The organism is Streptomyces sp. NPDC036813 (assembly GCF_055609245.1).
Window position 1 is genome coordinate 24,360 of the sequence record NZ_JBVJPV010000004.1, and the last position, 22,031, is coordinate 46,390.

The 22,031-nt window shown below is 72.5% G+C and carries 23 protein-coding genes; 5 read left to right on the top strand and 18 right to left on the bottom strand.

The genetic code is table 11. The features are described 5' to 3' along the window. Positions 1–6: 6 nt before the first annotated feature. Positions 7–1,926, bottom strand: coding sequence for a hypothetical protein (locus tag ACZ67Q_RS10140; protein WP_471179029.1), 1,920 nt, complete (start codon positions 1,924–1,926; stop codon positions 7–9). A 49-nt stretch (positions 1,927–1,975) separates the two neighbouring features. Further along, a complete protein-coding gene (locus ACZ67Q_RS10145; RefSeq protein ID WP_471180081.1) occupies positions 1,976–2,452 on the bottom strand; it encodes a tetratricopeptide repeat protein in 477 nt (158 codons plus the stop codon). A 140-nt stretch (positions 2,453–2,592) separates the two neighbouring features. On the opposite strand from ACZ67Q_RS10145, the gene ACZ67Q_RS10150 reads away from it, so the two are divergent. Further along, positions 2,593–3,006: a hypothetical protein gene (locus tag ACZ67Q_RS10150; RefSeq protein WP_471179032.1), complete on the top strand. Its 414-nt coding sequence runs from the start codon at positions 2,593–2,595 to the stop codon at positions 3,004–3,006. Positions 3,007–3,080: 74 nt separating this feature from the next. Here ACZ67Q_RS10150 and ACZ67Q_RS10155 read toward each other — a convergent pair whose 3' ends face one another. The 6 genes from ACZ67Q_RS10155 to ACZ67Q_RS10180 all read right to left on the bottom strand — a co-directional run bounded on the left by ACZ67Q_RS10155 (position 3,081) and on the right by ACZ67Q_RS10180 (position 9,684). Continuing rightward, positions 3,081–4,628, bottom strand: coding sequence for a DUF1996 domain-containing protein (locus ACZ67Q_RS10155; protein WP_471179035.1), 1,548 nt, complete (start codon positions 4,626–4,628; stop codon positions 3,081–3,083). A 238-nt stretch (positions 4,629–4,866) separates the two neighbouring features. Continuing rightward, complete coding sequence (locus ACZ67Q_RS10160; RefSeq protein WP_471179038.1) at positions 4,867–5,892, bottom strand: SDR family oxidoreductase; 1,026 nt, start codon at positions 5,890–5,892, stop codon at positions 4,867–4,869. A 61-nt stretch (positions 5,893–5,953) separates the two neighbouring features. Continuing rightward, positions 5,954–6,538, bottom strand: coding sequence for a winged helix-turn-helix domain-containing protein (locus tag ACZ67Q_RS10165; RefSeq protein ID WP_471179041.1), 585 nt, complete (start codon positions 6,536–6,538; stop codon positions 5,954–5,956). Positions 6,539–6,887: 349 nt separating this feature from the next. Next, on the bottom strand, positions 6,888–7,859 hold the full coding sequence (locus tag ACZ67Q_RS10170) for a DUF6891 domain-containing protein (RefSeq protein ID WP_471179044.1): 972 nt from the start codon (positions 7,857–7,859) through the stop codon (positions 6,888–6,890). 97 nt (positions 7,860–7,956) lie between these two features. After that, on the bottom strand, positions 7,957–8,988 hold the full coding sequence (glnII, locus tag ACZ67Q_RS10175) for a glutamine synthetase (protein ID WP_471179046.1): 1,032 nt from the start codon (positions 8,986–8,988) through the stop codon (positions 7,957–7,959). A 267-nt stretch (positions 8,989–9,255) separates the two neighbouring features. Further along, on the bottom strand, positions 9,256–9,684 hold the full coding sequence (locus ACZ67Q_RS10180; RefSeq protein ID WP_471179048.1) for a MarR family transcriptional regulator: 429 nt from the start codon (positions 9,682–9,684) through the stop codon (positions 9,256–9,258). 89 nt (positions 9,685–9,773) lie between these two features. Between ACZ67Q_RS10180 and ACZ67Q_RS10185 the strand changes: the two genes are divergently transcribed. Then, positions 9,774–10,652, top strand: a complete 879-nt coding sequence (locus ACZ67Q_RS10185; RefSeq protein WP_471179051.1) for an alpha/beta fold hydrolase — start codon at positions 9,774–9,776, stop codon at positions 10,650–10,652. 24 nt (positions 10,653–10,676) lie between these two features. Here ACZ67Q_RS10185 and ACZ67Q_RS10190 read toward each other — a convergent pair whose 3' ends face one another. Together ACZ67Q_RS10190 and ACZ67Q_RS10195 are read right to left on the bottom strand one after the other, a co-directional pair. Continuing rightward, positions 10,677–11,387: an RlpA-like double-psi beta-barrel domain-containing protein gene (locus tag ACZ67Q_RS10190; protein ID WP_471179054.1), complete on the bottom strand. Its 711-nt coding sequence runs from the start codon at positions 11,385–11,387 to the stop codon at positions 10,677–10,679. Between the two features lie 153 nt (positions 11,388–11,540). Further along, complete coding sequence (locus ACZ67Q_RS10195; protein WP_471179056.1) at positions 11,541–11,900, bottom strand: arsenate reductase family protein; 360 nt, start codon at positions 11,898–11,900, stop codon at positions 11,541–11,543. A 244-nt stretch (positions 11,901–12,144) separates the two neighbouring features. Here ACZ67Q_RS10195 and ACZ67Q_RS10200 point away from each other — a divergent pair, with 244 nt between their 5' ends. Continuing rightward, positions 12,145–12,471: a hypothetical protein gene (locus ACZ67Q_RS10200; protein WP_471179059.1), complete on the top strand. Its 327-nt coding sequence runs from the start codon at positions 12,145–12,147 to the stop codon at positions 12,469–12,471. Between the two features lie 189 nt (positions 12,472–12,660). Here ACZ67Q_RS10200 and ACZ67Q_RS10205 read toward each other — a convergent pair whose 3' ends face one another. Together ACZ67Q_RS10205 and ACZ67Q_RS10210 are read right to left on the bottom strand one after the other, a co-directional pair. After that, complete coding sequence (locus ACZ67Q_RS10205; RefSeq protein WP_471179061.1) at positions 12,661–13,878, bottom strand: winged helix DNA-binding domain-containing protein; 1,218 nt, start codon at positions 13,876–13,878, stop codon at positions 12,661–12,663. 96 nt (positions 13,879–13,974) lie between these two features. Further along, complete coding sequence (locus tag ACZ67Q_RS10210) at positions 13,975–15,612, bottom strand: alpha/beta fold hydrolase (RefSeq protein ID WP_471179063.1); 1,638 nt, start codon at positions 15,610–15,612, stop codon at positions 13,975–13,977. 82 nt (positions 15,613–15,694) lie between these two features. On the opposite strand from ACZ67Q_RS10210, the gene ACZ67Q_RS10215 reads away from it, so the two are divergent. Then, positions 15,695–15,970 (top strand): hypothetical protein, encoded by a 276-nt coding sequence (locus ACZ67Q_RS10215; RefSeq protein ID WP_471179065.1) that lies wholly within the window; start codon positions 15,695–15,697, stop codon positions 15,968–15,970. Positions 15,971–16,003: 33 nt separating this feature from the next. Here ACZ67Q_RS10215 and pspAB read toward each other — a convergent pair whose 3' ends face one another. The 5 genes from pspAB to glnA all read right to left on the bottom strand — a co-directional run bounded on the left by pspAB (position 16,004) and on the right by glnA (position 20,573). Further along, positions 16,004–16,588: a PspA-associated protein PspAB gene (pspAB, locus tag ACZ67Q_RS10220; RefSeq protein WP_471179067.1), complete on the bottom strand. Its 585-nt coding sequence runs from the start codon at positions 16,586–16,588 to the stop codon at positions 16,004–16,006. A 2-nt stretch (positions 16,589–16,590) separates the two neighbouring features. Further along, entirely contained in the window at positions 16,591–17,511 is a 921-nt protein-coding gene (htpX, locus tag ACZ67Q_RS10225) for a zinc metalloprotease HtpX (RefSeq protein WP_471179069.1), read from the bottom strand. 177 nt (positions 17,512–17,688) lie between these two features. Continuing rightward, entirely contained in the window at positions 17,689–18,177 is a 489-nt protein-coding gene (locus tag ACZ67Q_RS10230) for a HEAT repeat domain-containing protein (RefSeq protein WP_471179072.1), read from the bottom strand. 603 nt (positions 18,178–18,780) lie between these two features. Then, complete coding sequence (locus ACZ67Q_RS10235; protein WP_471179074.1) at positions 18,781–19,038, bottom strand: SCO2583/SCO2584 N-terminal domain-containing protein; 258 nt, start codon at positions 19,036–19,038, stop codon at positions 18,781–18,783. A gap of 125 nt (positions 19,039–19,163) precedes the next feature. Further along, positions 19,164–20,573, bottom strand: a complete 1,410-nt coding sequence (gene glnA / locus ACZ67Q_RS10240; RefSeq protein WP_361636987.1) for a type I glutamate--ammonia ligase — start codon at positions 20,571–20,573, stop codon at positions 19,164–19,166. 210 nt (positions 20,574–20,783) lie between these two features. On the opposite strand from glnA, the gene ACZ67Q_RS10245 reads away from it, so the two are divergent. Next, positions 20,784–21,254, top strand: coding sequence for an RDD family protein (locus ACZ67Q_RS10245; protein ID WP_471179078.1), 471 nt, complete (start codon positions 20,784–20,786; stop codon positions 21,252–21,254). Between the two features lie 71 nt (positions 21,255–21,325). Here the strand turns inward: ACZ67Q_RS10245 and ACZ67Q_RS10250 are convergent, their stop codons facing one another. Further along, the gene (locus ACZ67Q_RS10250; RefSeq protein WP_471179081.1) at positions 21,326–22,027 is read right to left on the bottom strand and encodes a DUF4191 domain-containing protein; all 702 of its coding nucleotides are present in this window, start codon (positions 22,025–22,027) and stop codon (positions 21,326–21,328) included. Between the last annotated feature and the right edge of the window lie 4 nt (positions 22,028–22,031).

The following is a 22,031-nucleotide window of genomic DNA, read 5'->3' on the forward strand; positions in this document are numbered from 1 at the left end:
CGTGACCTAGTGCAGCCCGCCGATCTCCCGGCCGTCGTTCAGGGTGCCCTTCAGCTCCGCCTGCAGGCCCTGCTTGCCGCGCGCCGCGAGGACGTGGCCGTCCGCGCTCGTGCGCAGACCGCCCGTGGTGCTGATCGACGCCGTGTCCTTGCCGCCCGCGGCGAGCAGGTACCAGGTACCGCCCTGCGACTTCCACAGCACCCCGGCGAGCACCTGCGGATCGCGCGGACCGCACGCCGGCACGTCCTCGGCCTTCGCCGCGACCGCCCCGTAGGTGCCGCCCGGGGTGTGGAACTGCGCCAGCACCCGCGCCCCGCCGCCCCGCCAGGTCTCCGCCCGCGTGCACACCCAGTCGGCGGTGCCGCCCCCGCCCGGCAGCTTCTGCTCGGCGTACTGCCACGCGTTCACGGAGCTGACGCCCTGCGAGCGCACAGCGCCCAGCGAGCAGGCGTACGGCGCCCACGCACGAAGGCTCTCGGCGCCGGACACCTCGCGCTCCTTGCCGGGGTGGCCCGCGGTGAGGCGGGCGGGCATGAGTTCACCGAGGTCGGTCAGGACATGCGTGCCGCTGTCGTCGGTGACCTGCAGGGCGTTCCACGACGTGCACGGGCCGGTCCTCGTCGCCGGGCTGGCCATCGGCGAGGTGACCCCGTCGGTCAGGGCCAGGTCCCTCGCGTCGGCGGCCGGCTTCATCAGGTCCCGCTCGGCCGTCTTCGTCACCCACGGGGCGGTCAGATAGCGGACGTTGCCGTCGGCCCGGCCCAGCACCACCGCGGCCGCCCCGGTGCCGCTCGCGCCGTCCGCGCGGGCGAAGTCCAGCGCCGCGCCCTGCGTGCCGTCCTTCGGCTCGGCATAGCGGGCGATGCGCAACCCGTCGTAGAGGATCACCACGTGCGCGTTGTCGACGGTGCCCGCGTACAGCAGCTGCGGCGGGCCGGCCGGGCCGCCGGAGGCCGTGCCGGGCGTCGCCGAGACACGAACCGTCTCACCGGGGCGGGCCCACACGGCGAGGGCGCGGCGCAGCAGGGACGTGTCACCGGTGAGGTCGCCGCGCGCCGGCCACAGTGAGAAGTCGGTGCGCGACGCCGTCTTCCACGCACTCGGCGTGGCCTTCACCAGCCGGCCCGGGTCGAGGGCGGCCTCGGCGGCCGGGTTCTGCGCGTATGCCGGGGCGGCCGCGCCGTCCGGTCCCCAGCCGCCGCCGGGCAGCGCCACCAGCGCGCCGCACACGGCGAGGGCCGCGGCGGCGGCGAGCGCGGCCCTCGTGTGCTGGCGCCGGCGCATCAGATCGGTCGGCCGGGCCTGCAGCGAGCACGGATCGAACTCGGGTGAGGTCAGCAGCCCGTACCGCGCGGGCACGTCGTCGGCCTCACGCAGCGCCGCGCCCACGTCCTTGACCCCGGCCGCCGTCAGGACGCGGCGCACCTCGTCGTCGGACAGCTGCTCCAGGCCGCGCAGCGCGTAGACGGCACGCGCCGGGGCGGGCAGCGCGGACAGCCGCTGGTCAAGGGCGAGTTCGTCGGCGCCGCCCGAGCGCGGGAACAGGCGCAGTCCCCACACCTGCGGCAGCAGCGGCGGCAGCTGGGGCCGCCTGAGCCGGCCGAAGCGCCCGGACGGCAGCCCCGCCTCCAGCGCCGCGCGCAGCACCTGCCGGCGTACGAAGGCGTACCCCGGGTCGCCGTCGCGCCCCGTGGACTGGGCCGGGACGGCGGCGGTGGCGGCCTTGCCGCGAGGCAGGGCGCGCTGGGTGAGGGCGTGGGCGGTCAGGACGCGCCGGCCGCGGCCGAGGCCCGGAGGCAGCACCAGATAGGCGAGCCGCACCAGCCGCGGGTAGTGCTCGACGAGCGCGGCCTCGGCCTGCTCGACGTCGACGACCGGGCCGGCGGGGGACGATGAGGGGCGCGGGGCGACATCCTGTGACTGCACGTTCAGCAGAACGAGCGAATCGGTGGATGGTCACCGCCGCCCGGGTGACTCAGTCCTCGGGCTCCACGAGCAGACGGGCGTAGTTCGCCATCGACCGCTGGTAGCGCGGCAGATGGGGGGCCAGGGCGCCCAGCACCAGCGACAGCCCCTCGCGGTCGCGCCCGAGGCCGGACAGGCACAGCGCGAGCGTGGCGCGTACCGCGTCGTCCAACTCGTCCGAGGGAGCGTCCAGTTCGGGCGTCAGCAGCTTGACGCCCTCCTCCGGCTGCCCGATGTTGCGCAGGGAAGAGGACAGCTGGATCTTCGCCCGCCGGCCCCGGTACCCGTCCAGGCCGCGCGCCAGCGCCTCCCGGTACAGCGGAACGGCCCTGTCGGAGTGGCCCGTCGAGTCGAAGGCGCAGGCCCGCTCGAAGGGGCCCACCGGGCTGTCCTCGGGCAGCTCGGCGACGAGCGCGTCGATCCGGGCACGGAACTCGGCGGCCCGCTCCTCGGGGTAGTCGTCCAAGGCGGCCCAGGCCGCGGTCATCCGGTCTTCCCAGTCCTGGTTCACCGGCCCACTCTCGCACAGGGGTACGGATCGGTGACAGCGGGCGAAAGGATTGAGCGCGAGGCCCGCGGCAGCCGTATCGACAGGCGTCCCGCACCCCCGGACCCCGGAGGAAACACATGAGGCTGACCCGACCGTTGCTCGCCGTGACCGGCGCCCTGGCCGCGCTGGCGGTCGCGGGCTGCGGCGCCGGCGGCGGCCACGACGACGCCGTACCGCCGACGGCCACCGGCAGTCTGGAGCACCTGGCCGCCGAGGCGAAGTGCCGGCCGGACATGCAGACCGACGCCGACGAGATCCGCCAGGCCATCTGCACCACCACTGCCGGGAAGTTCGTGCTGGCCACCTTCGCCACCGACCGCGGGCAGCGGGAGTGGATCAACGAGGCGAAGGACTACGGCGGTCACTACCTCGTCGGCCGCAAGTGGGTCGCCGTCGGCGACGACGGGGTGGTCGGCGCGCTGCGCTCCACGCTGGGCGGCACCATCGAGCAGGGCAAGCAGCACGGGGGAGGGCACTCCGGTCACCACTGATCGGGTGCGCGGCATACGAAAGCCGGCGGTGGGGGAGTGGCACCGCCGGCTTTCGCATGTGGGGGGTCAGGGGGTCACTGGCATTTCTGCCCCTGGTTGATGCAGTTCGCGATCTTGCTGTTGAGATTGCCGTTCATCACGTTGATGAAGTCGTCGTGGTCCGTGATCGCCTTGTGCAGCTGCTCCGGGAAGCCGTCGACCGCGTAGGCGTTCTTCACCTGGCCGTTGCTGATCACCGGCGCCGGCACGTCGTACACCAGGCGCATGGTCAGCTGCGGGATCGCCTTGAAGCCGTTCTTGCAGCGGCCGCTCGCGTCGGCGAACGCGACGTGGGTGCGGTGGTTGGCGCTGTCGATGTTCTGGCCGTCCCAGCAGGACTGGAAGGCGAAACTGCGCACCACACTGCTGCCGGCGGGGCAGATCGGGTACTTGTCGGTGAGCTGGACCTTGTTCTCGAAGCCGGTGCAGCTCCAGTGCGCGTTGGCGTTGCCGGGCCCGTTGGTGAAGGCCTTGGCGTCACCGGTGATGATCCGCAGGAACTGCGGCATCGCGACGACCTTGCCGACCGGGTTGCCGACGAACTTGATCTGCGCCTGCCTGGCGAGCAGGATCTTGCCGACGTTGCCCTCCTTGCCGCCGCCGTCGTTGTTCTGGTCGAAGTCCTGCGTGCCGTCCTGCACCCGCAGCACCGGCCAGTAGTACGACGACTTGTCCTGCTGGTTCTGGCAGGTGGTCTCGGCCGCGGCGAAGGTGCCGTTGTTGGCGAAGGCGTCGTTCGACTGGTTGCCGACGTAGTCGTGCAGGTGGTGCGCGCCGTTCTTGACGCCCGGGGCCACGATCACGTTGTCGGTGTTGTGATTGCCGTTGGCGTTCACCCCGCACCGGGTGGTGAAGGTGCCGACGGAGGCGTTGCGCATCCTGCGGGGCTTGGCGGGGACGTTCGGCTGGACCTTGGTGATGTCGACGAAGTCGGCGGCGGAGGGGCCGTTGCCGGCCTGGCCGCCGCTGTTCTGGCCACCCTGCTGACCGTTGTTCTGGCCACCGTTGTTCTGGCCGCCCTGTTGCTGGCCACCGTTGTTCTGGCCGCCCTGTTGCTGGCCGCCGTCCATCTGGCCGCCGTTGTTCTGGCCGCCGGTCGTCTGCGGCTGGTCGGCGGGGCTGGCCGTGCAGGCGGCGAGGTCGTCCAGGCGGCCGGGGGCGTTGCCGCCGACCCGGTTGATCTCCAGCTGGATGCGGTCGATGATCGCCGCCCGCCGGTCCTTCAGCGGCTGGAGGATGGAGTTCTGCACGAAGCTCGCGTCGCGGGTCTGCGCGTCGCGCGTCGTCGCCAGCCGCTGGTAGGCGTCGGTGATCTGGCGGTCCAGGTTCGCCAGTTCACCGTCCACCTCCGTGCGTGCCTGACCCGGCACGTCCGTGAGCTGCTGACCGACGTCCGGGCAGGAGATCGTCGCCACCTGCGCGGCCGCCGCCTTGGTGCGGTTGCCCCAGGAGTCGTGCGACTCGTGGGCCGACGCGTAGAAGTTCGCCCAGATCAGCCCGCCCCCGCCGAGCGCTAGGGCCGCCGATGCGGCTATGGCCTTGCCGGCCATGGACGAGCGGCGTTTTCGTGTGTTGCGTGCCATGGAACTCCTCTGACTTCCGTGCGGGCTTCCGGGGCGGCAGCGAGGCGCCCGAGGGGTGAAGCGGCGCCCTTGGATACGCAAGCGGCTCCAGTGGTGTTCAAAGCCCGTGAGGATTCAGTGGAGTTGCAGGTCGGCGACGGTGGTCCGGGAACGCCGGCTCGCCGTCGTCGTTCGTCGCTCGTCGCGCGGAACAGTCCCGCCGGGCGCGACGGGTGTCCGCACGGGGCCGGGGACCCCGTCAGGGGGTGGTGCCGGATACACCCTCGTCGATGCCGAGCACCTTCGCCTCGGCCTCCGGGTCGAGCCCCTTGGCCGTGCGGTCCGCACGCATCGGTGCCGCGCCGCCGAGGTCGCGCAGCCAGCGCCAGGTGTCGGCGACGGTCTCCTCGACGGGACGGCAGCGCAGGCCCGTGGCGAGGGCCCGGGAGACGTCCGCGCGGTGCAGCGCGTCGTGCAGGTCACTGTCCGGCGGCACCCACACGGGCAGCTGCACCCACGGCTCGATGCCCGCGTCGAGGATCGTCCGCGGGTCGGTCCAGCGCAGGTCGGCCGGGCCCGAGGTGGCTTGCACACAGGACTCCAGCAACGCGCCCATGGTGGCGTGTCCCGAGGGGCTGATCAGGTTGTACGGCCCGCTCAGTTCCTGCTCCACCGCCCCGAGCGTCCACCGGGCGAGGTCGCGGGCGTCGATGAACTGCAGCGGCAGCTCCCGGGGGCCGGGCGCGAGCACGGGGCCGCCGCGCGCGATCCGGTTCAGCCACCAGGGCAGCCGGCCGACGTTCTCGTACGGCCCGAGGATGAGCCCCGCCCGCAGCAGCAGCGAGCGGTCCGCGCCGAACTCCGCGACGGCCGCCAGCTCCCCGCCGCGTTTGTCGCGCCCGTAGTCGGTGTGGTCGGCGTCGGGGGCGGCGCCCTCGACGAGCGGCGCGTCCTCGCCGTACCCGGCGGGGCGCGGCCAGGTGTACACCGAGCAGCTCGAGACGTACACATGCCGTCCGGCGCGCTCCCGCAGCAGCCGTGCCGTGTCCCGGACCGCGCGGGGCGCCGCCGACCAGGTGTCGACGACGGCGTCCCAGTGCTCGTCCGTGCCGGCCAGGGCCGCGAGGCCGTCGGGGGCGGTGCGGTCGCCGTGCAGCGACCGCACCCCTTCCGGGGCCGCGTGCCGCCCCCGGTGGAAGACGGTCACCTCCCAGCCGTGGTCGAGGGCCGCCTCGACCACGGCCCGCCCCACGAACTCCGTACCGCCCAGCACCAGAAGTCTCATGCCGACGACTGTGCCGGAGCCGGGCGTGGGACGGAACCGTGTTCTGCTCGCGGCAGAGGTGTCAGCGGCCGGCCGGCGGCGCGTACTTGTAGCCGACGCGGCGCACCGTCTGGATCGCCTTGCGGTGCTCGGCGCCCAGCTTGCGGCGCAGGCGGGCGACGTGGACGTCGACGGTGCGGCCGTCGCCCACGTGGCCGTATCCCCACACCGTGGTGACCAGCTGGTCGCGGGTGTGCACCCGGTGCGGGTTGGCCACCAGATGGGCGAGCAGCTCGAACTCCAGGTAGGTCAGGTCGAGTTGGCGTCCGCCGACCCAGGCGGTGCGCTGCACGGCGTCGATCCGCACGAGCGGCTCTTCGAGGGCCGGGCCGAGCGCGTCCGGCTCCGGCTGGTCCGGCACGGCCACCGGCAGGAACGGCGGCTGCTGGTCGGCCGGGACGAGCACCAGGTAGCCGACCATCGGCGGCCGGCCGGGCAGTGCGGGCAGGGCGTGCTGCGGGGCCGGCAGCCAGGTGGCACCGGGCGGCAGGAAGTCCGCAACGTCGACCACCTCGTCCCGGTCGACGGCGCGCAGCCGGTGGCGGGCGGCCGGGGCGGGGGCAGGGGCGGGCAGGGTGGCGGTGCTGAGGGAACGAGTGGTCGCCATGAGAGGTCAGCTCTTTCGCGCGAGAAGTTCGTCGTTCGTCGGACAGGTCGACGGCGGCGACTCGTGGTCGCGTCGCGTCGGGGGACGTACGGCTTGTCGCGCCGGCCGAAGGCCGGGGTTACGGCTTTAGAGGGCCGGCGCGTTCGTCGCGCGGCAACACACCCGGTCGAAGTCGTGGTGCTGACGGGAAGGCCAGAAGGGCTCGAGGTCCTGGCGACCTGTCGCGGAGTACTTCTGGAAGCTGGCCATGGACTTATTGAAGCAGACGTGAGCCGTTAACAGGAGCCCTCCTCTCACTGTGTGGACACCGAGTGGACACTCATCCGCACCGAAGCCGCCCCGGAGCCCCTCATCCGACCAGGCGTTTGCGCCAGTCCAGGGGTATGACGGTGACCGAACGGCCCGGGTCGCCGTCCCACTGTGTGGACGACCCCGCCTCCTCCAGCGCCGTGACGACCTCGCGCCCGACGGCCGCCGTGGTCTCCTCGGAGCCGTCGAACCCGCCGTAGTGCAACGTCAGTCCGTGCCCCTCGGCGGCGGCGCGGGTCGCCTGGTGGTGGAAGAACACGAAGCCCCGCGTCAGCTCCGGGTCCCTCACCTCACCGCCGATCTCCTCCATGCCGCATCTGCGGCAGCAGGTGAAGTCCTCCCGGGCGATGACGCCGGCCCGCTCCAGCGCGGCGAACGCCTCCGTGAGACGGTCCGGGTCGGTCGGGCCGTCCCAGCTCTCCTGCTCCGACACCCGCTCCAGCCACAGCCGTTCGACCAGCTCGCGTGCCTGGGCGGTGGAGACGGCGTCCTCCATGAGGTGGACGGTCTCCTCCACGAGGCGCTGGATGCCCAGATACCCGTCGGTGAGCATCGCCCGCACATGCTCCCCGGCCTCGGCCGCGACCTGCGCGTCGAGCGGCGGGACCTCCTCGCTCGGCGGCAGCTCGACCGGCTCCCACTCCACGCCCGCGTCCCAGCCGGGCTCCTGGCGCGCCCAGCCGGCCAGCAGCCGGGCCACCCGCTCCGGGTCCGTCAGCTCCGCGCCGAGGAACTCGTCCTCCCCGCGCCGGTGTTCCAGCCGCCAGTCCCCGCCTTCCTCGTGCCACACCTGCGCGAACACCAGCGGCAGGTCCGGTACCCGCTGCACGACGATCCAGCGGTCGCCCGCCTCGCCGATGCGGTGCACCAGAGCCCGCAGCACGTCCGCGGTCGGCCGCAGATGGGTGTCCCCGTACTCCGTCTCGGCCTTGACGGCCAGAGCCCCGTTCATCCCCGCGCCCCCGACGATTCCCGTGCCCCCATTGCTCCCCCTGCCCCCGTCGATCTCCATGTCCTCACGATGACATGCCCCACTGACAGCGCGAGGGGCGTCCACCTCGACGGTGGACGCCCCTCGCGCGAAAAAAGGGGGGTGGATCAGCGGGGGATCAGACCTGGCCGGCCTTCTCCAGCGCCGAGCAGCAGGTGTCGACGATCAGCCGCGTCACGACGTACGGGTCGACGTTGGCGTTGGGGCGGCGGTCCTCGATGTAGCCCTTGCCGTCCTTCTCGACCTGCCACGGGATGCGGACCGAGGCGCCGCGGTCGGAGACGCCGTAGGAGTACTTGTCCCACGGGGCGGTCTCGTGCAGGCCGGTCAGCCGGGCGTCGATGCCGGCGCCGTAGTTCTTGACGTGGTCGAGCGGCTTGGAGCCCTCGCCGAGCGACTCGCACGCGGTGATGATCGCGTCGTAGCCCTCGCGCATCGCCTTGGTGGAGAAGTTGGTGTGCGCGCCCGCGCCGTTCCAGTCGCCCTTGACCGGCTTGGGGTCGAGGGTGGCGGCGATGCCGAAGTCCTCGGCGGTGCGGTACAGCAGCCAGCGGGCCACCCACATCTGGTCGGAGACCTCCAGCGGGGCGAGCGGGCCGACCTGGAACTCCCACTGGCCCGGCATGACCTCGGCGTTGATGCCGGAGATGCCGAGGCCCGCCTTCAGGCAGTTGTCCAGGTGCGCCTCGACGACGTCACGGCCGAAGATCTCGTCGGAGCCGACGCCGCAGTAGTAGCCGCCCTGCGGGGCCGGGAAGCCGCCCTTGGGGAAGCCCAGCGGGTAGCCGTCCTTGAAGAACGTGTACTCCTGCTCGATGCCGAAGATCGGCTCCTGTGCGGCGAACCGCTCCTCGACCCCGGCGAGCAGGGCACGCGTGTTGCTCGGGTGCGGGGTCATGTCCGTGTCCAGGACCTCGCACAGCACCAGGATGTCGTCGCCGCCACGGATCGGGTCCGGGCAGCTGAAGACCGGCCGCAGGACGCAGTCCGAGGAGTGGCCCTCGGCCTGGTTGGTGGAGGACCCGTCGAAGCCCCAGAGCGGCAGCGCCTCCAGGCCGGCGGGGGCGCCCGTGATGATCTTCGTCTTGGAACGGAGCTTGGCCGTCGGCTCGGTGCCGTCGATCCAGATGTACTCAGCCTTGAAGGTCATCGGGGCCACATCCTTAACGTGGGTCTGGCGCACTGCGGGTGCTGCGGCGCTGCGGCACTGGGCGCCGCGGTGGATGTCGGCAGCCTGCCAACAGGCGATTTCCCGTCCATTGCTCGAATGTGAACCCCGTGTTACCTGGGGGTGGTGTGGCGCGTCTCACGTCGCCGGGCGGGCGACTGTGAGGAGGGGCGTGACGGGCGCCTACCACGCCCGAACTCGTATGCGATGCGGTTGAGCTGCCGCAGCGTGGGCCTGCAGCCCCCTGGCTCAGGAGCCGTCGGCCGCCGCCTCCCGCACCCCGGCCAGGAAGTCCCGGATCGCCGCCCGTTCACGGTCGTCGTAGTGTGCGAGCAGCTCGACCGTTCGGCCGATGAGCGGTCCGAAGAAGTCCTGGCCGAGCCGTACGGCCCGCTCGTCCACCTCGACGACCACCGTCCGCCGGTCCAGCCGGCCCCGCGCGCGGCGTGCGTGCCCGGCCCGCTCCAAGCGGTCGATGAGGGCCGTCGTCCCGGCCGAGTTCAGCCCCAGCTCGGCGCCGAGGCGACCGGCCGTCATCTCCTCGCCCGCCCGCCGGGCGTCCATCAGCGCGATCAGGGCCCGCACGTCGGTCGGGTGCATGCCGTTGCGCTGGGCGAAGCGGGCACTGTGCAGCCCCAGCTCGACCGCCACCGCGCGCAGCAGATGAACGATCTCCATCTCGGGTTCCTGGGACACCACGGCCGCCTTCCGCTATCGTCTCGCTGAACAAGAATCTTGCTCAGCGAGATAATAGGGGGTGCGGTGTGATGAGCGGCCGGTTCGACCCGGACGGATTCCGGACGGCGTACGACAAGGTCATGGCGAAGTGGCCGGCGGAGCGGGAGACGCTCCTCGTGCCCACCCCGTACGGCACGGCGTACGTCAACGCCTGCGGACCGCGCGACGCGCCCCCGCTGCTGCTCCTGCCCGGCGGCGGAGGCGCGACCTCGGCCTCCTGGTACGCCCAGGCCGCCGAACTGGCCCGCACCCGGCGGGTGTACGCCGTCGACCTGCCCGGAGTCCCGGGTCGCAGCGAGCTGCCCGCCGATCGCCGCCCCCGCACGCCCGACGACCTGTGCGACTGGCTCCAGGCGCTGCTGGACGGCCTCGGCGCCGGCCCCGCGACCGACCTCGGCGCGCACTCCTACGGCGCCTTCGTCGCCCTCCACTTCGCGCTGCGCTCGCCCGAGCGGGTACGCCGCCTGTTCCTCCTGGACCCGACCCAGTGCTTCGCCGGGTTCAAGGCGGCGTACCTGCTGCACGCGCTGCCGATGCTGCTGCGCCCCGCGCCCCACCGCACCCGGGCCTTCCTGGTCTGGGAGGCGTCAGGAGTGCGGCTGGACGCCGACTGGCTGCGGTTGCAGGAGGCGGCCACCGGCTTCCCCGCCGTCAAGCCGGTGACCGGCCCCCGCCCGGCGCCCCAGGCGCTGCGGGGCCTGGACGTGCCGGTCCTGCTGCTCGTGGCCGCGAACAGCAGGACCCATGACCCGCACGAGGTGGCGGCCAGGGCCCGGGCGCTGCTGCCGCGGGCGGACGTGGAGGTCGTACCGGACGTCTCCCACCACGCGCTGCCGCACGCCGCGCCCCCGCATCTGGGCCGCCGCCTCAGCGGTTTCCTCAGCGGCCGGAGCGACGGCAGCGACTGAGGTGATCGGTCGGCTCTACGGGCCTCACCCCACCTTCTCGATCAGCGCCCGGCGGATCAGGAACTTGCCGGGCTCGCGGACCTGCTCGAAGGCCGCGTTGTTCAGCAGCACGCAGCTGCCCGAGACCGAGGTGACCTGGACCGTCGTGGTCTTGTTGTTGTCCAGGTTGGTGACCTTGAGCTTCGTCCCGGCCGGGAACTGGTTGCTGGACGCGGCCGGGGCGCCGCCCTCGCCGGAGAGGGTGACCGTCGACCCCTTGCACACCTGCTGACCGGAGGCGGCCGCACCGCCGCCGTTTCCCGCCCCGGCGGCCTGCGAGGGCGGTGCGGACCCCTGCCCCGTCTGCTGCCCGCCCTGGCCTTGTCGTCCGCCCTGGCCCTGCTGCCCCGACTGCTGTCCGTTCTGACCGGCTTGGGAGTCCTGAGCCGACTCCCCGACCGCGCATCCGGACGCCGCCTGCTTGCGCTTGATCTCCTCGATGACCGCCTGGCGGTTGGCGATCCGCGCCTGCGACTGGGCGTCGGGGTTGGCCCGCTGGCCGTCGATGAACTTCTGGTTGTTGCCGAGAGCGGTGGCGAGCCCCTGGCACACACCCGAGTCCGCGGACAGGGTCCGCGGCGGCGGGGAGGCGTTCGAGGTGCTCGCCATGGCGAAGGCCCCGCCGCCGGCCACCGCAGCGGCAGTGACCAGCAGTGCGAGTTTCTTCTTCGTACTGAGCGTTCTCCTGCGCGACATGCGCGCCTCCTGAAGAGGTAGGGGAGCGTACGCCGCTATGTACGAGATACCGAACGGAGTTACTCAGCGGTCACGGGGACCAGCGAAGTGGCCTGCGTCACAGCGGAGTTCGGTGCGCCCGGCGCCGGCGCCGGGCCGCGGCCGCCGTGCGCCTCAGCGGGACAGCGCGTCCCGTACGGCCTCCTCCGTGCGGCCCACCACCGCCGTGCCGTCGTCGGCCGTGATGATGGGACGCTGGATGAGCTTCGGGTGCTCGGCCAGGGCGCTGATCCAGCGGTCCCGGGCGGACTCGTCCTTCGGCCAGCCCTTCAGGCCCAGCTCCTTGGCCTCGGCCTCCCCGGTGCGGGTGATGTCCCACGGCTCCAGCTGCAGCCGCTGAAGGACCTCCCTGATCTCGTCCTCGCTCGGTACCTCCTCGAGGTAGCGGCGGACGGTGTAGTCGGCGCCCTCGGCGTCGAGCAGGCTGATGGCGCTGCGGCACTTGGAGCAGGCCGGGTTGATCCAGATTTCCATGCAGCTCACGCTACCGGGCGGCCGGAACGGGCCCTCGTCACGGGCGAGTCCTGTTCGAATTCTCGGCGCCTCATCCGCCCCTCCCGCAGCGTCCGTGACGCTGCGCCAATTCCCTTGCCCACCTGCACCTTTGGGTGGCTCTGCGAACCTCCGATTGTCAGTGGTGGACAGTAGAATTGACGTAGTGTTCGAGGGAAGACGCCGGGGCCTCCGGAGACTCCCTGACCGCGACAGGAGGATGCCCGTGCCCGCTGCCGCACTCCACCCGAAGCCGTCCCGCAAGCCGCTGCCGACCCAGTCCACCGCGACCCACCCCGTGCTGTTCGACTCGCCGTACGCGCCGGCGGCGAAGCGTCCGCTGCCGCCGGGCCGTCCGCGCGAGTGGTACATCACGCACAACCGGCGTCTGAAGGCCATGCGCCTGGCCATCGCCCTGCTCGACTCCGGCGTCTACATGCCGGGCCAGGCCCGCAACGAGACGATACGGAGCACGGCGGAGGCGATCGGCGTCCACCCGCCGTCCGACACGACGTGCCACATGGTGCGCGCGCTGATGCGCTACTGCCGGTGAGCCGGTGAATCGGTGACCGATGCCGGGTGCCGTCCTCGGGGGCGGTGCCCGGCGTCGGCCCGGGCCGTAGGCGCCCGCGATGCCCGGCAGCGGCCCGCACCGTACGCGTGGCGGCGCCCGGCGTCGGCCCCACCCGCGTACGGGCGTCGATGCCCGGCGTCTGCGGGGGGCCGGGGGTCGCCCCCGGGCTCAGCCGGCCAACTCCCGCTCCAGCGGCGTCCGGAATCTCGGCGTCACCCGGGTCGTCCCGACCCAGCCCCGCAGCCGCTCCGCCTCCGCGGCGATCGCCGCCTCGGCCTCACGGCCCACACCGTCCTTCTCCAGCAGCCGCCACACGATCTCCCCGTCCGGCCGCTGCGCCCAGCCGCCCACCACGCGGCCGTCCCACCACACCGTCGGCCCGACATTGCCGCTGCGGTCGAACAGCGCCGGGCGCAGACCGGGCGCCAGGAACCAGTCCCGCTGCTGCCAGCCCATCGCGGTGGGGTCCAGCCCCGGCAGCAGGGCCGCCCATGGCTCCGCCGGGCCCTCGCCGGCCGGCTTCTCACCGCCCGGCTTTTCACCGCCCGGCTCCTCGTCGCCCGCGACGACGTATCCCGTGCCTTCGTCCAGGGCCACCTCCCGCGCCCCGATCGCGGTGAGCGCCCGCCGTACCTCCGTCACCCGCCAGCCCGTCCACCACTTCAGGTCGGCCTCCGTGGCCGGGCCGCACACCGCCAGCCAGCGCCGCAGCAGCTCCGCCTGGGCAGCGGCGGCGTCCAGCTCGGGATGCGCGGGGGCCGGGGCCCAGCGGAACTGGCTCGACGTCCAGGACCCCAGCGGGCGCCCCCGGACCACCTTGCCCTCCACGCCGAGGACGCGCAGCAGGCGGGAGGACACCGTGTGCACGCCCTCGTAGCTCTTGCCGGCCGCGTAGGCGAACTGCTCTCTCAGCCGCGGTTCGTCCTTGGCCAGTTCGGCCGCCGTGGCCTGCCCGCGCCGGGCCAGCGCCGCCAGGGCCGACTCCTCGACCTCCTTCAGCCAGGCCGCGTCCGGGGCGCCCGCCGCGGCCATGTCCTTCAGCAGCGAGGCCCGCTCCCGGGCGGCCACCGCGAGACCGGTCGAGGCGTGCACCACGGCCGTCAGCTCCGTCGGGAACACGAACACGGTGTGCCGCATGCCGTGCATCCGCACCAGCGAGCGGTCCTCGTACAGCGCCCGCTCGGTCCCGGCGATCGTCCCCGCCGGGTCCGCGAGCCGCGCGCCCACCGCCAGATACACCGTCGCCGGGTCCGTGCCGTGCAGTGCGACCAGCGCCTCCGCCACCTCCTCCGGCGTCACCGCCCGAGCGCGGGGCGCCAGCCGGTGGCGTACGGCCAGCCGCGCCCGCCGCTCCGCCACGCCGATGTGCCGTACCCGCCCGCTCATGCCGCCTCCGTCCGTCCCCACGCCGGTGCCTGACGCCATCTTCCAGGACCCCACTGACAACGGCCCGCGGACGCGGCCCCCGGAGCCGACCGCCCCTCAGCCGTAGCGTTCCAGCAGCCCCCCGACGTACGCCTCCAGCCGCTCGGCCAGCACCTCCGGCGTCAGATCCGCGCGCCCGAGTTCCCGCCACGGCCCCGCGAGTCTCGCCGCGTCCGGGGCGTAGGCCAGGGCGTCCAGCAGCCGCCAGTACAGGTGGTCCGGGCCGTCGGCGAGCCGGCGCCCGCCGTGGGCCTCGTACCGCTGCCGGAAGGCGAGCCCGTGCTCCGGTCCGTGCAGCAGGGCGAGGGCCGTGCAGCAGTGCGCGACGTCGAGATCGGCCGGGCCCCACGACGTCTCCACCCAGTCGACCACCCCGCTGACCCGCAACTGCGCACCAGACCCGCTGAACAGCACGTTCCCGGGGTGGAAGTCCCGGTGCAGAAAGCAGCCGTCGTACGCCGGCGGCTCGCGGCGCAGCACGTCCACCGCCCGCTCCCACAGCGCGCCCGGCGCGGTGCGCACCCGCTCGGCGGAGGTCCACGCCTCGTAGCGGCGCGGCCGCTCCCGTGGCACCACCCGGTGGATGCGCACCAGCTGGGCCGCCAGCAGGTCCAGGCGCCGGTCCAGCTCCTCCGCGTCGTGCTCGTCGACGCGCACCCGGCCCGGCAGCAGCGTCATGAGGAGGGACGGGTGGTCGCAGTGCTCGGCGCCCGCGTCGACGGCGACCGGCTCGGCCACCGGGATGCCGTCCTCACCGGCGAGCAGCGCGAGCACCGACGCCTCGCGGGCCAGCAGCCCCGGGGCGTGCCGCCGGTAGAAGGGTTTGACGAAGCTGCGCAGCACCAGCGCGCCGCCGTCGTCCAGGGTCAGCCGGCGCATCTGGGAGGTCCACCCGCCCCGCAGCACGCGCGTGTCGGTGACCGTGCGCCCCTGGGGCAGCTGCTTGGCCACCCACGCGCGCGTGGCCGTCCAGCCCCGGTCGTCGGGCCCGGTGAGCACGGCGGTCACGAAGGCCCGCCGGTCCTCGGCATGGTCCCGCAGCCACGTCCCCACTTGGTGGTCCGCGGTGGGCAGTTCGAAGCGCGTGTACTGGGCGCGGGCGGTGAGCGCGTCCTGCACCGCCTCCGTCACCGCCGGCGGGATCACCGCGTCCGTGCCGGGTACGGCGAGCACCGCCCGGCCCTCGTAGGCGCGCAGCGCCTCCAGCGCGCGGGAGGCACGCCAGCTGTCCGGCGTACGCAGGATCGTGCTGAAGCGTCCGTCGCCGTTGCCGAAGGGAAGCTCCCACGCCTCGGGCGCGTACACGGCGGGCGCGCACAGGCCGATCGCGGCGACCCGCTGCGAGTAGTACGCGACCAGGTCGGCCACGGTCTGGCCGCTCATGCTGAACCCGACCAGGACCAGCGGTCCGTCCGGGGCGCAGGCGTCGATCACCGCCACGGCCTGCTCGAAGCGGCGCCGCAGACTCAGCCGCCGCAGCAGGCCGGTGCTCTCGCCGTGCCCGGAGAAGTCGAAGGCCAGCACGCGGCAGCCACGCGCGGTGAACTCGTCGGCCAGCGGCAGCAGCCGCTCCTTGCTGCCGGCACCGGCGCCGTGCAGCAGGACCACGGCCGGGCCGTCGCCCGCTCCGCCGTAGACCCCGCTGAGGCGCTCGCCGTCGACGTCGAGTGTGAAGTCGGACAGGGACTCGGTCATGCGCCCCATTCACTCACACCCCCAAGTGCGCTCGCGCAAAAAGCGGATGCGTCCCTTTCGCCGGTCTCCCTACCCTTCCCGTATGGGCACCATCGTCATGGCCGCGACCGCGGTCCTGGTGGTCCTGGGCTTTTCCGACCCTGTCTGGTGGCTTGCCGCCGTCGCCCTGCTCTGCCTGTACGCGCGGTACGGGCGGGGCACGTCCTCGGCGCCGGACGGGACGCCCCCGGCGTCCCCGGGCTCCGCGCCCGCCACCTACCGGGCGTACAAGGCCCGCCGGGACCAGCAGGCCAAGTGGGAGCGCCGCTACCGCCGCGAACGCCCCTTCGAGTCCCGCCGCCAGGAACGCGCCGAGTAACCGACCACCACCGGAGACGGCAGCCCCCGTGCCTCACAGCGCGGGGGCGCCCCACACCGGGAACCAGCGCCCCAGATCCTGCTCGATCCGCAGGTCGTTCGCGAGGGTGGCCCTGATCTGCAGTTCCAGGGCGTTGTCGCGGCGCTCGGCCGGGCCGGGCAGCGGCGCGAAGGGGTAGAACGTGCCCCGCTTGTACAGGTACACCAGCGCCAGCCGGCGGTCGCGGTCGTCGCGGAAGCCGGCGAGCGAGCACAGCAGCTGCGGGCCGAAGCCGTTGACCTCCATGGAACTGTTCACCGCGTGGAGATCGTTGACGAGCTGGGGCAGCTCGTCGGGGGAGCGGTGGGAGACCAGCCAGGAGTAGCCGTAGGAGTCCTGCGTCAGCCGCACGGGCGGCCCGGTGCGGTCGGTGTCGGCGTCCAGCAGTGCCTGCACCTCCCGGTGCGTCTGCTCGAACGCCGCGCCCTCGACGGTCGCGAAGCACACCGCGCCCTGACCGGTCGGCGTGAAACCGGCTGCCGCCTGGAGCGTCACCGCCGCCGACGGCAGCGCGAAGAGCTGGTCCAGATCGGGCGCGACCGGTTTCGTACGGCCGAGCAGGATGTCCAGCAGCCCCATGCTCAGCCCGTCTTCCCGGGCGCCTGTGCCTCGCCCAGCTCGACGGAGATCCGGGCCAGCAGCTCCAGCCGCTGCTGCAGCGTGGGGTGGGTGGAGAAGTACCGCTCGATGCCGGGCTCGGAACCGGTCGCCGGGGTGAAGTAGAAGGCGTTGAAGGCTTGCGCGGTGCGCAGGTCCTTCGTCGGGATCCGGGCGATGTCGCCGGAGACCTTCGTCAGCGCGGACGCCAGCGCCGAGGGGCGCCCGGTCAGCAGTGCGGCCGCGCGGTCGGCGGCCAGCTCCCGGTAGCGGGACAGGGCCCGGATGAGCAGGAAACTGATCGCGTAGACGGCCGCGGCGACACCGATCACGGCGGCGAAGACGGCGGCGGTGTTCTGGTCGCGGCGGCCGCTGCTGAAGATCTGCGAGTAGAAGGCGAACCGCACGATCAGACCGGCCAGCACCCCGAGGAAGGACGCGACCGTGATCACGGCGACGTCCTTGTGCGCCACGTGCGACAGCTCGTGGGCCAGCACACCCTCCAGCTCGGCCGGCTCCAGGCGCCGCAGCAGCCCCGTGGTCACACAGACCACGGCGTGGTCGGGATTGCGGCCGGTGGCGAAGGCGTTCGGCATGTCCATCTCGGACACCGCGACCACCGGCTTGGGCATGTCGGCGATCGCGCACAGCCGGTCGACGACCGCATGCAGCTCGGGATACTCCTCCCGCTCCACCACCCGCCCGCGCATCGCGAACATGGCGATCTTGTCGGAGAACCAGAACTGCGCCACGAACATCGCCCCGACCAGGACGACGACCATCACCCACGACCTCAGCAGCACGATCAGCGCCGCCACGAACCCCACGTACAGCAGCCCGAGCAGGAACAGCGTGACCGACATCCGCACGGTCAGCCGCCGATCACCGGCAAAGCGGCTCTGCATCTCGCATCACCCCGCAGTAAGGCACTCGCCCCTCTGCCAGTGTGCACCCACGGCTTCCCATCAACGGGTTCCGATCGGCCCTAGCAGAGGCAAAAGGTCACCGGGGGCCGTACGCGTCCAGCAACCGCGTGGCCGCGACTCGCGTGGCCCCGCACCTGTCCGGCGTGAGCAGTCCGGTCAGCCACTCGGCATCCAGGGACCGCGCCGAGGGCAGCAGGGCACGTGTGACCTCCCCCGTACGACACCGCCCGCCGGATCCTCCAGCAGCGGCCACAGGCTCCGTACGTCCACGTCGAGAATGCGGAGCCCGGCCACCGCCTGGGCGCGCACCCGGGGGTCGGGGTGGTGGACCAGCGGCCAGAGCAGACCGGCGTCGGTACGTTCCCCGCACTCCGCGAGCCCGACGACCGCGCCGGGCGGCACCGCGGGACCCTCCGGCGAGGCGCATCGTTGCCGGTACCAGGGCAGCGGGTCGGTTCCGTGCTGCCGTACGACGTAGCGGGCACAGGCTCGCACCAGGGCCGACCGGTCCGCGAGGAAGTCCTCGGCACGCTCGGGGCGCCCCGCCCGCCGCAGCGCGGTGACGCCGGTCGCCCGGGCATGCGGGTTGCGGGCGGTGAGCAGCGGGCCGAGAACGTCGTCGGCGGTCCCGCGGCCTGCCGCCACGGCGGCCAGGGCGGCGTCGCAGCACAGGCGCTGGACGACGATGTCGGTGTCCCGGGCTGCGGTGCCGGCCAGCTCGGCGGCCGAGAGCAGACGGGAGTCGACGGCGAGACGGTGCGGTCGGCGTGGCCGAGCAGCGGGGCCAGCCGCTCGACGGGCGCCGCCCGCAGGACGTCTCCGAGCAACTCGACGCCGTGGTCACCCCGGTACCGTCGGCCGACCAGCAGGAGCAACGGGGCGAGGGCCACGGCGGTGTCGAGGCCGAGAGCGAGCCGCAACAGGGCCCGGGCCCGCTCGCGCACCGGCTCCGCCCAGTCGGCGGCGCGGATCACCAGCAGAGGCAGCAGGGCGGGACGGTGGGCAGCTCGGCCCACGGCCCGCTCCCGGATCCGGCCGTCGCGGTGGCACAGGGCCAGGGCGAGCCGGGGCTCGTCCCACTGTCCGGGATCGGTGGGCAGCTCCCGGCGTCGCCAGTGTCCGTCCCGGACGCCGGCGTCGAGGGCCAGCCAGGCGCCGGGGTCGTCCACGTCGAGCACGTCCCGCACCCGTGCACCGTCGGCGAGCCGCGCCGCCGCTGCCTCACCTGTGTCGGCGAGGACCGGGATCTCAGTACGTCGCCCGCAGTTGTGCCCACCCCAGCAGGGCGATCACCGCGAGGACGCAGGTGAAGACCATCGCCGTCGACGTCCATGACGAGCGGCGGGGGCGTACCGGGTCCGGGTCGGCGCGGAAGGGGACCGGCTCCGGTGGGTTGTCCTTCCAGCGCGCGGCCAGCATGCGGGCGCGGGCCGAGGGCTCCTTGTACTCGGCCGAACGCGCCCAGCGGTGGTCGAACTCCCGGTCGAAATCATCGAGTTCGGGCATGGGAAAACACCCCCCGTGTGTCATGTCCTTGCCCGCATCGTACAGACGACGGCGCCCCCGCCTCCCGGGAGGGGGAGACGGGGGCGCCGGACGCTGTCACCCGCCGATCGCTCGGCGGGTGCCGATCACACGTCGAAGTACAGCTCGAACTCGTGCGGGTGCGGGCGGAGCTGGAGCGGGGCGATCTCGCTCGTGCGCTTGAAGTCGATCCACGTCTCGATCAGGTCCGGCGTGAAGACGTCGCCCTGGAGGAGGAACTCGTGGTCGGCCTCGAGGCGGTCGAGGACCGCGCCGAGCGAGGTCGGGACCTGCGCGACGTTCGCGTGCTCCTCGGGAGCCAGCTCGTAGAGGTCCTTGTCGATCGGCTCGGCCGGCTCGATCTTGTTCTTGATGCCGTCCAGACCCGCGAGGAGCAGGGCGGAGAAGGCCAGGTACGGGTTGCCGGAGGCGTCCGGGGCGCGGAACTCGACGCGCTTGGCCTTCGGGTTCGAACCCGTGATCGGGATACGCATCGCGGCGGAGCGGTTGCGCTGCGAGTACACCAGGTTCACCGGCGCCTCGAAGCCCGGCACCAGGCGGTGGTAGGAGTTCACCGTCGGGTTGGTGAAGGCCAGCAGCGACGGGGCGTGCTTGAGGATGCCGCCGATGTAGTAGCGGGCGGTGTCCGACAGGCCCGCGTAGCCGGCCTCGTCGTAGAACAGCGGGTCGCCGTTGCTCCACAGCGACTGGTGCACGTGCATGCCCGAGCCGTTGTCACCGAAGATCGGCTTCGGCATGAAGGTCGCCGTCTTGCCGTTGCGCCAGGCGACGTTCTTCACGATGTACTTGAACAGCTGCAGGTCGTCCGCGGCCGCGAGCAGCGTGTTGAACTTGTAGTTGATCTCCGCCTGGCCGGCGGTGCCCACCTCGTGGTGCTGGCGCTCGACCTGCAGACCGGCCTTGGCCAGCTCCAGGGAGATCTCGGCGCGCAGGTCGGCGAAGTGGTCGACCGGCGGGACCGGGAAGTAACCGCCCTTGTAGCGGACCTTGTACCCGCGGTTGTCCTCGAGCGCCCCGGTGTTCCAGGCGCCGGCCTCGGAGTCGATGTGGTAGAAGGACTCGTTCTCCGAGGTCTTGAAGCGCACGGAGTCGAAGACGTAGAACTCGGCCTCGGGGCCGAAGTACGCCGTGTCGGCGATCCCGGTCGACGCGAGGTACGCCTCGGCCTTCTTCGCCACGTTGCGCGGGTCACGGGAGTACTGCTCGCCCGTGATCGGGTCGTGGATGAAGAAGTTGATGTTGAGCGTCTTGTCGCGGCGGAAGGGGTCCACCCGCGCGGTCGACAGGTCGGCGCGCAGCGCCATGTCGGACTCGTGGATGGCCTGGAAGCCGCGGATCGACGAACCGTCGAACGCCAGCTCCTCGTCGGGGTCGAACGCCTCGACGGGCAGCGAGAAGTGCTGCATGACGCCCGGCAGGTCGCAGAAGCGGACGTCGATGAACTTGACGTCCTCGTCCGCGATGAACTTCTTGGCCTCGTCGGCGTTCTGGAACATCCAGCTCCTCCTACTCCCGACCGCCTCGCCGGGGGTGGTTGATCGGTCGTGCGGCCAGTGCGGTGGCACACGCTCCACTCGACCCTAGGGACGGGTGATTTCTCGGGCGTGACCCATTTGTTTCGCCGAAGTTAACCGGCTCCGCCACCAGGCTAGCCCCGACACACCCCGCCGTGCCCCGGTCATATACGGGCGCAGTACCGTGTACGGGTGGACAACAGGCAAGCAATCGGATCGTGGCTGTCCGGGCCCCGCGCGGCCATGGAGGACGCGGGAGCCGACTTCGGTTACCGGGGTCAGCAGCTCGGTCTGCCGGAGAGCGGACCGAACTCGATCGCCCGGCCCGGCCGGCGGCTCGGCGCCCTCGCCATCGACTGGGGCCTGAGCTTTCTGATCGCATACGGTCTGATCACGGACGGGTACAGGATCCCGGCCACGAGCAACTGGACGCTCCTGGTCTTCTTCGTACTGAGCGTCCTGACCGTCGGCACGGTCGGCTTCACCCCCGGCAAGCGCCTGCTCGGCCTCCGGGTCGTCGCGCTGGAGACCGGCACGGTCAACCCGCTGCGCGCCCTGCTGCGCTCGGTGCTGCTGTGCCTGGCGATCCCGGCCCTGATCTGGGACCGCGACGGCCGCGGCCTGCACGACCGGCTGGCCAACACCGTCGAGGTGCGGATCTAGCCCACGCGAGTGCCTACGACGAAGGGGGCGCCCGGTGATCACCGGGCGCCCCCTTCGTCGTACACGGGGACTCAGCGGCCCCTCGGGCCGCCCTTCGGGAGCCTCATGCCCTTCGGCATCGGGCCCTTGGGCAGCGGCATGTTGCTCATCAGGTCGCCCAGGGCGCGCAGACGGTCGTTGGTCGCGGTCACCTGCGGGCCGGTGAGCACGCGCGGGAACTTCAGCATGGTGGTGCGCAGCTTCTTCAGCTCGACCTGGCCCTCGCCGGTGCCCACCATCACGTCGTGCACGGGCACGTCCGCCACGATGCGGTTCATCTTCTTCTTCTCGGCGGCCAGCAGCGTCTTCACGCGGTTCGGGTTGCCCTCGGCCACCAGCACGATGCCGGCCTTGCCGACCGCGCGGTGCACCACGTCCTGGTTGCGGTTCATCGCCACCGCGGGGGTGGTGGTCCAGCCCCGGCCGATGTTGTCCAGGACCGCCGCCGCGGCGCCGGGCTGGCCCTCCATCTGCCCGAAGGCGGCCCGCTCGGCGCGGCGGCCGAACACGATCGCCGACGCGAGGAAGGCGAGCAGCAGGCCCAGGATGCCGAGATAGATGGGGTGACCGATCAGGAAACCGATCGCGAGGAAGACACCGAAGGTGATGATGCCGACAGCCGCGAGTACCAGACCGATCTTCTTGTCGGCCCGACGGGTCATCTTGTAAGTGAGAGCGATCTGCTTCAGTCGCCCTGCGTTCGCAGCGTCCGCTGCGTTTTCCTTCCTCGCCATGCCA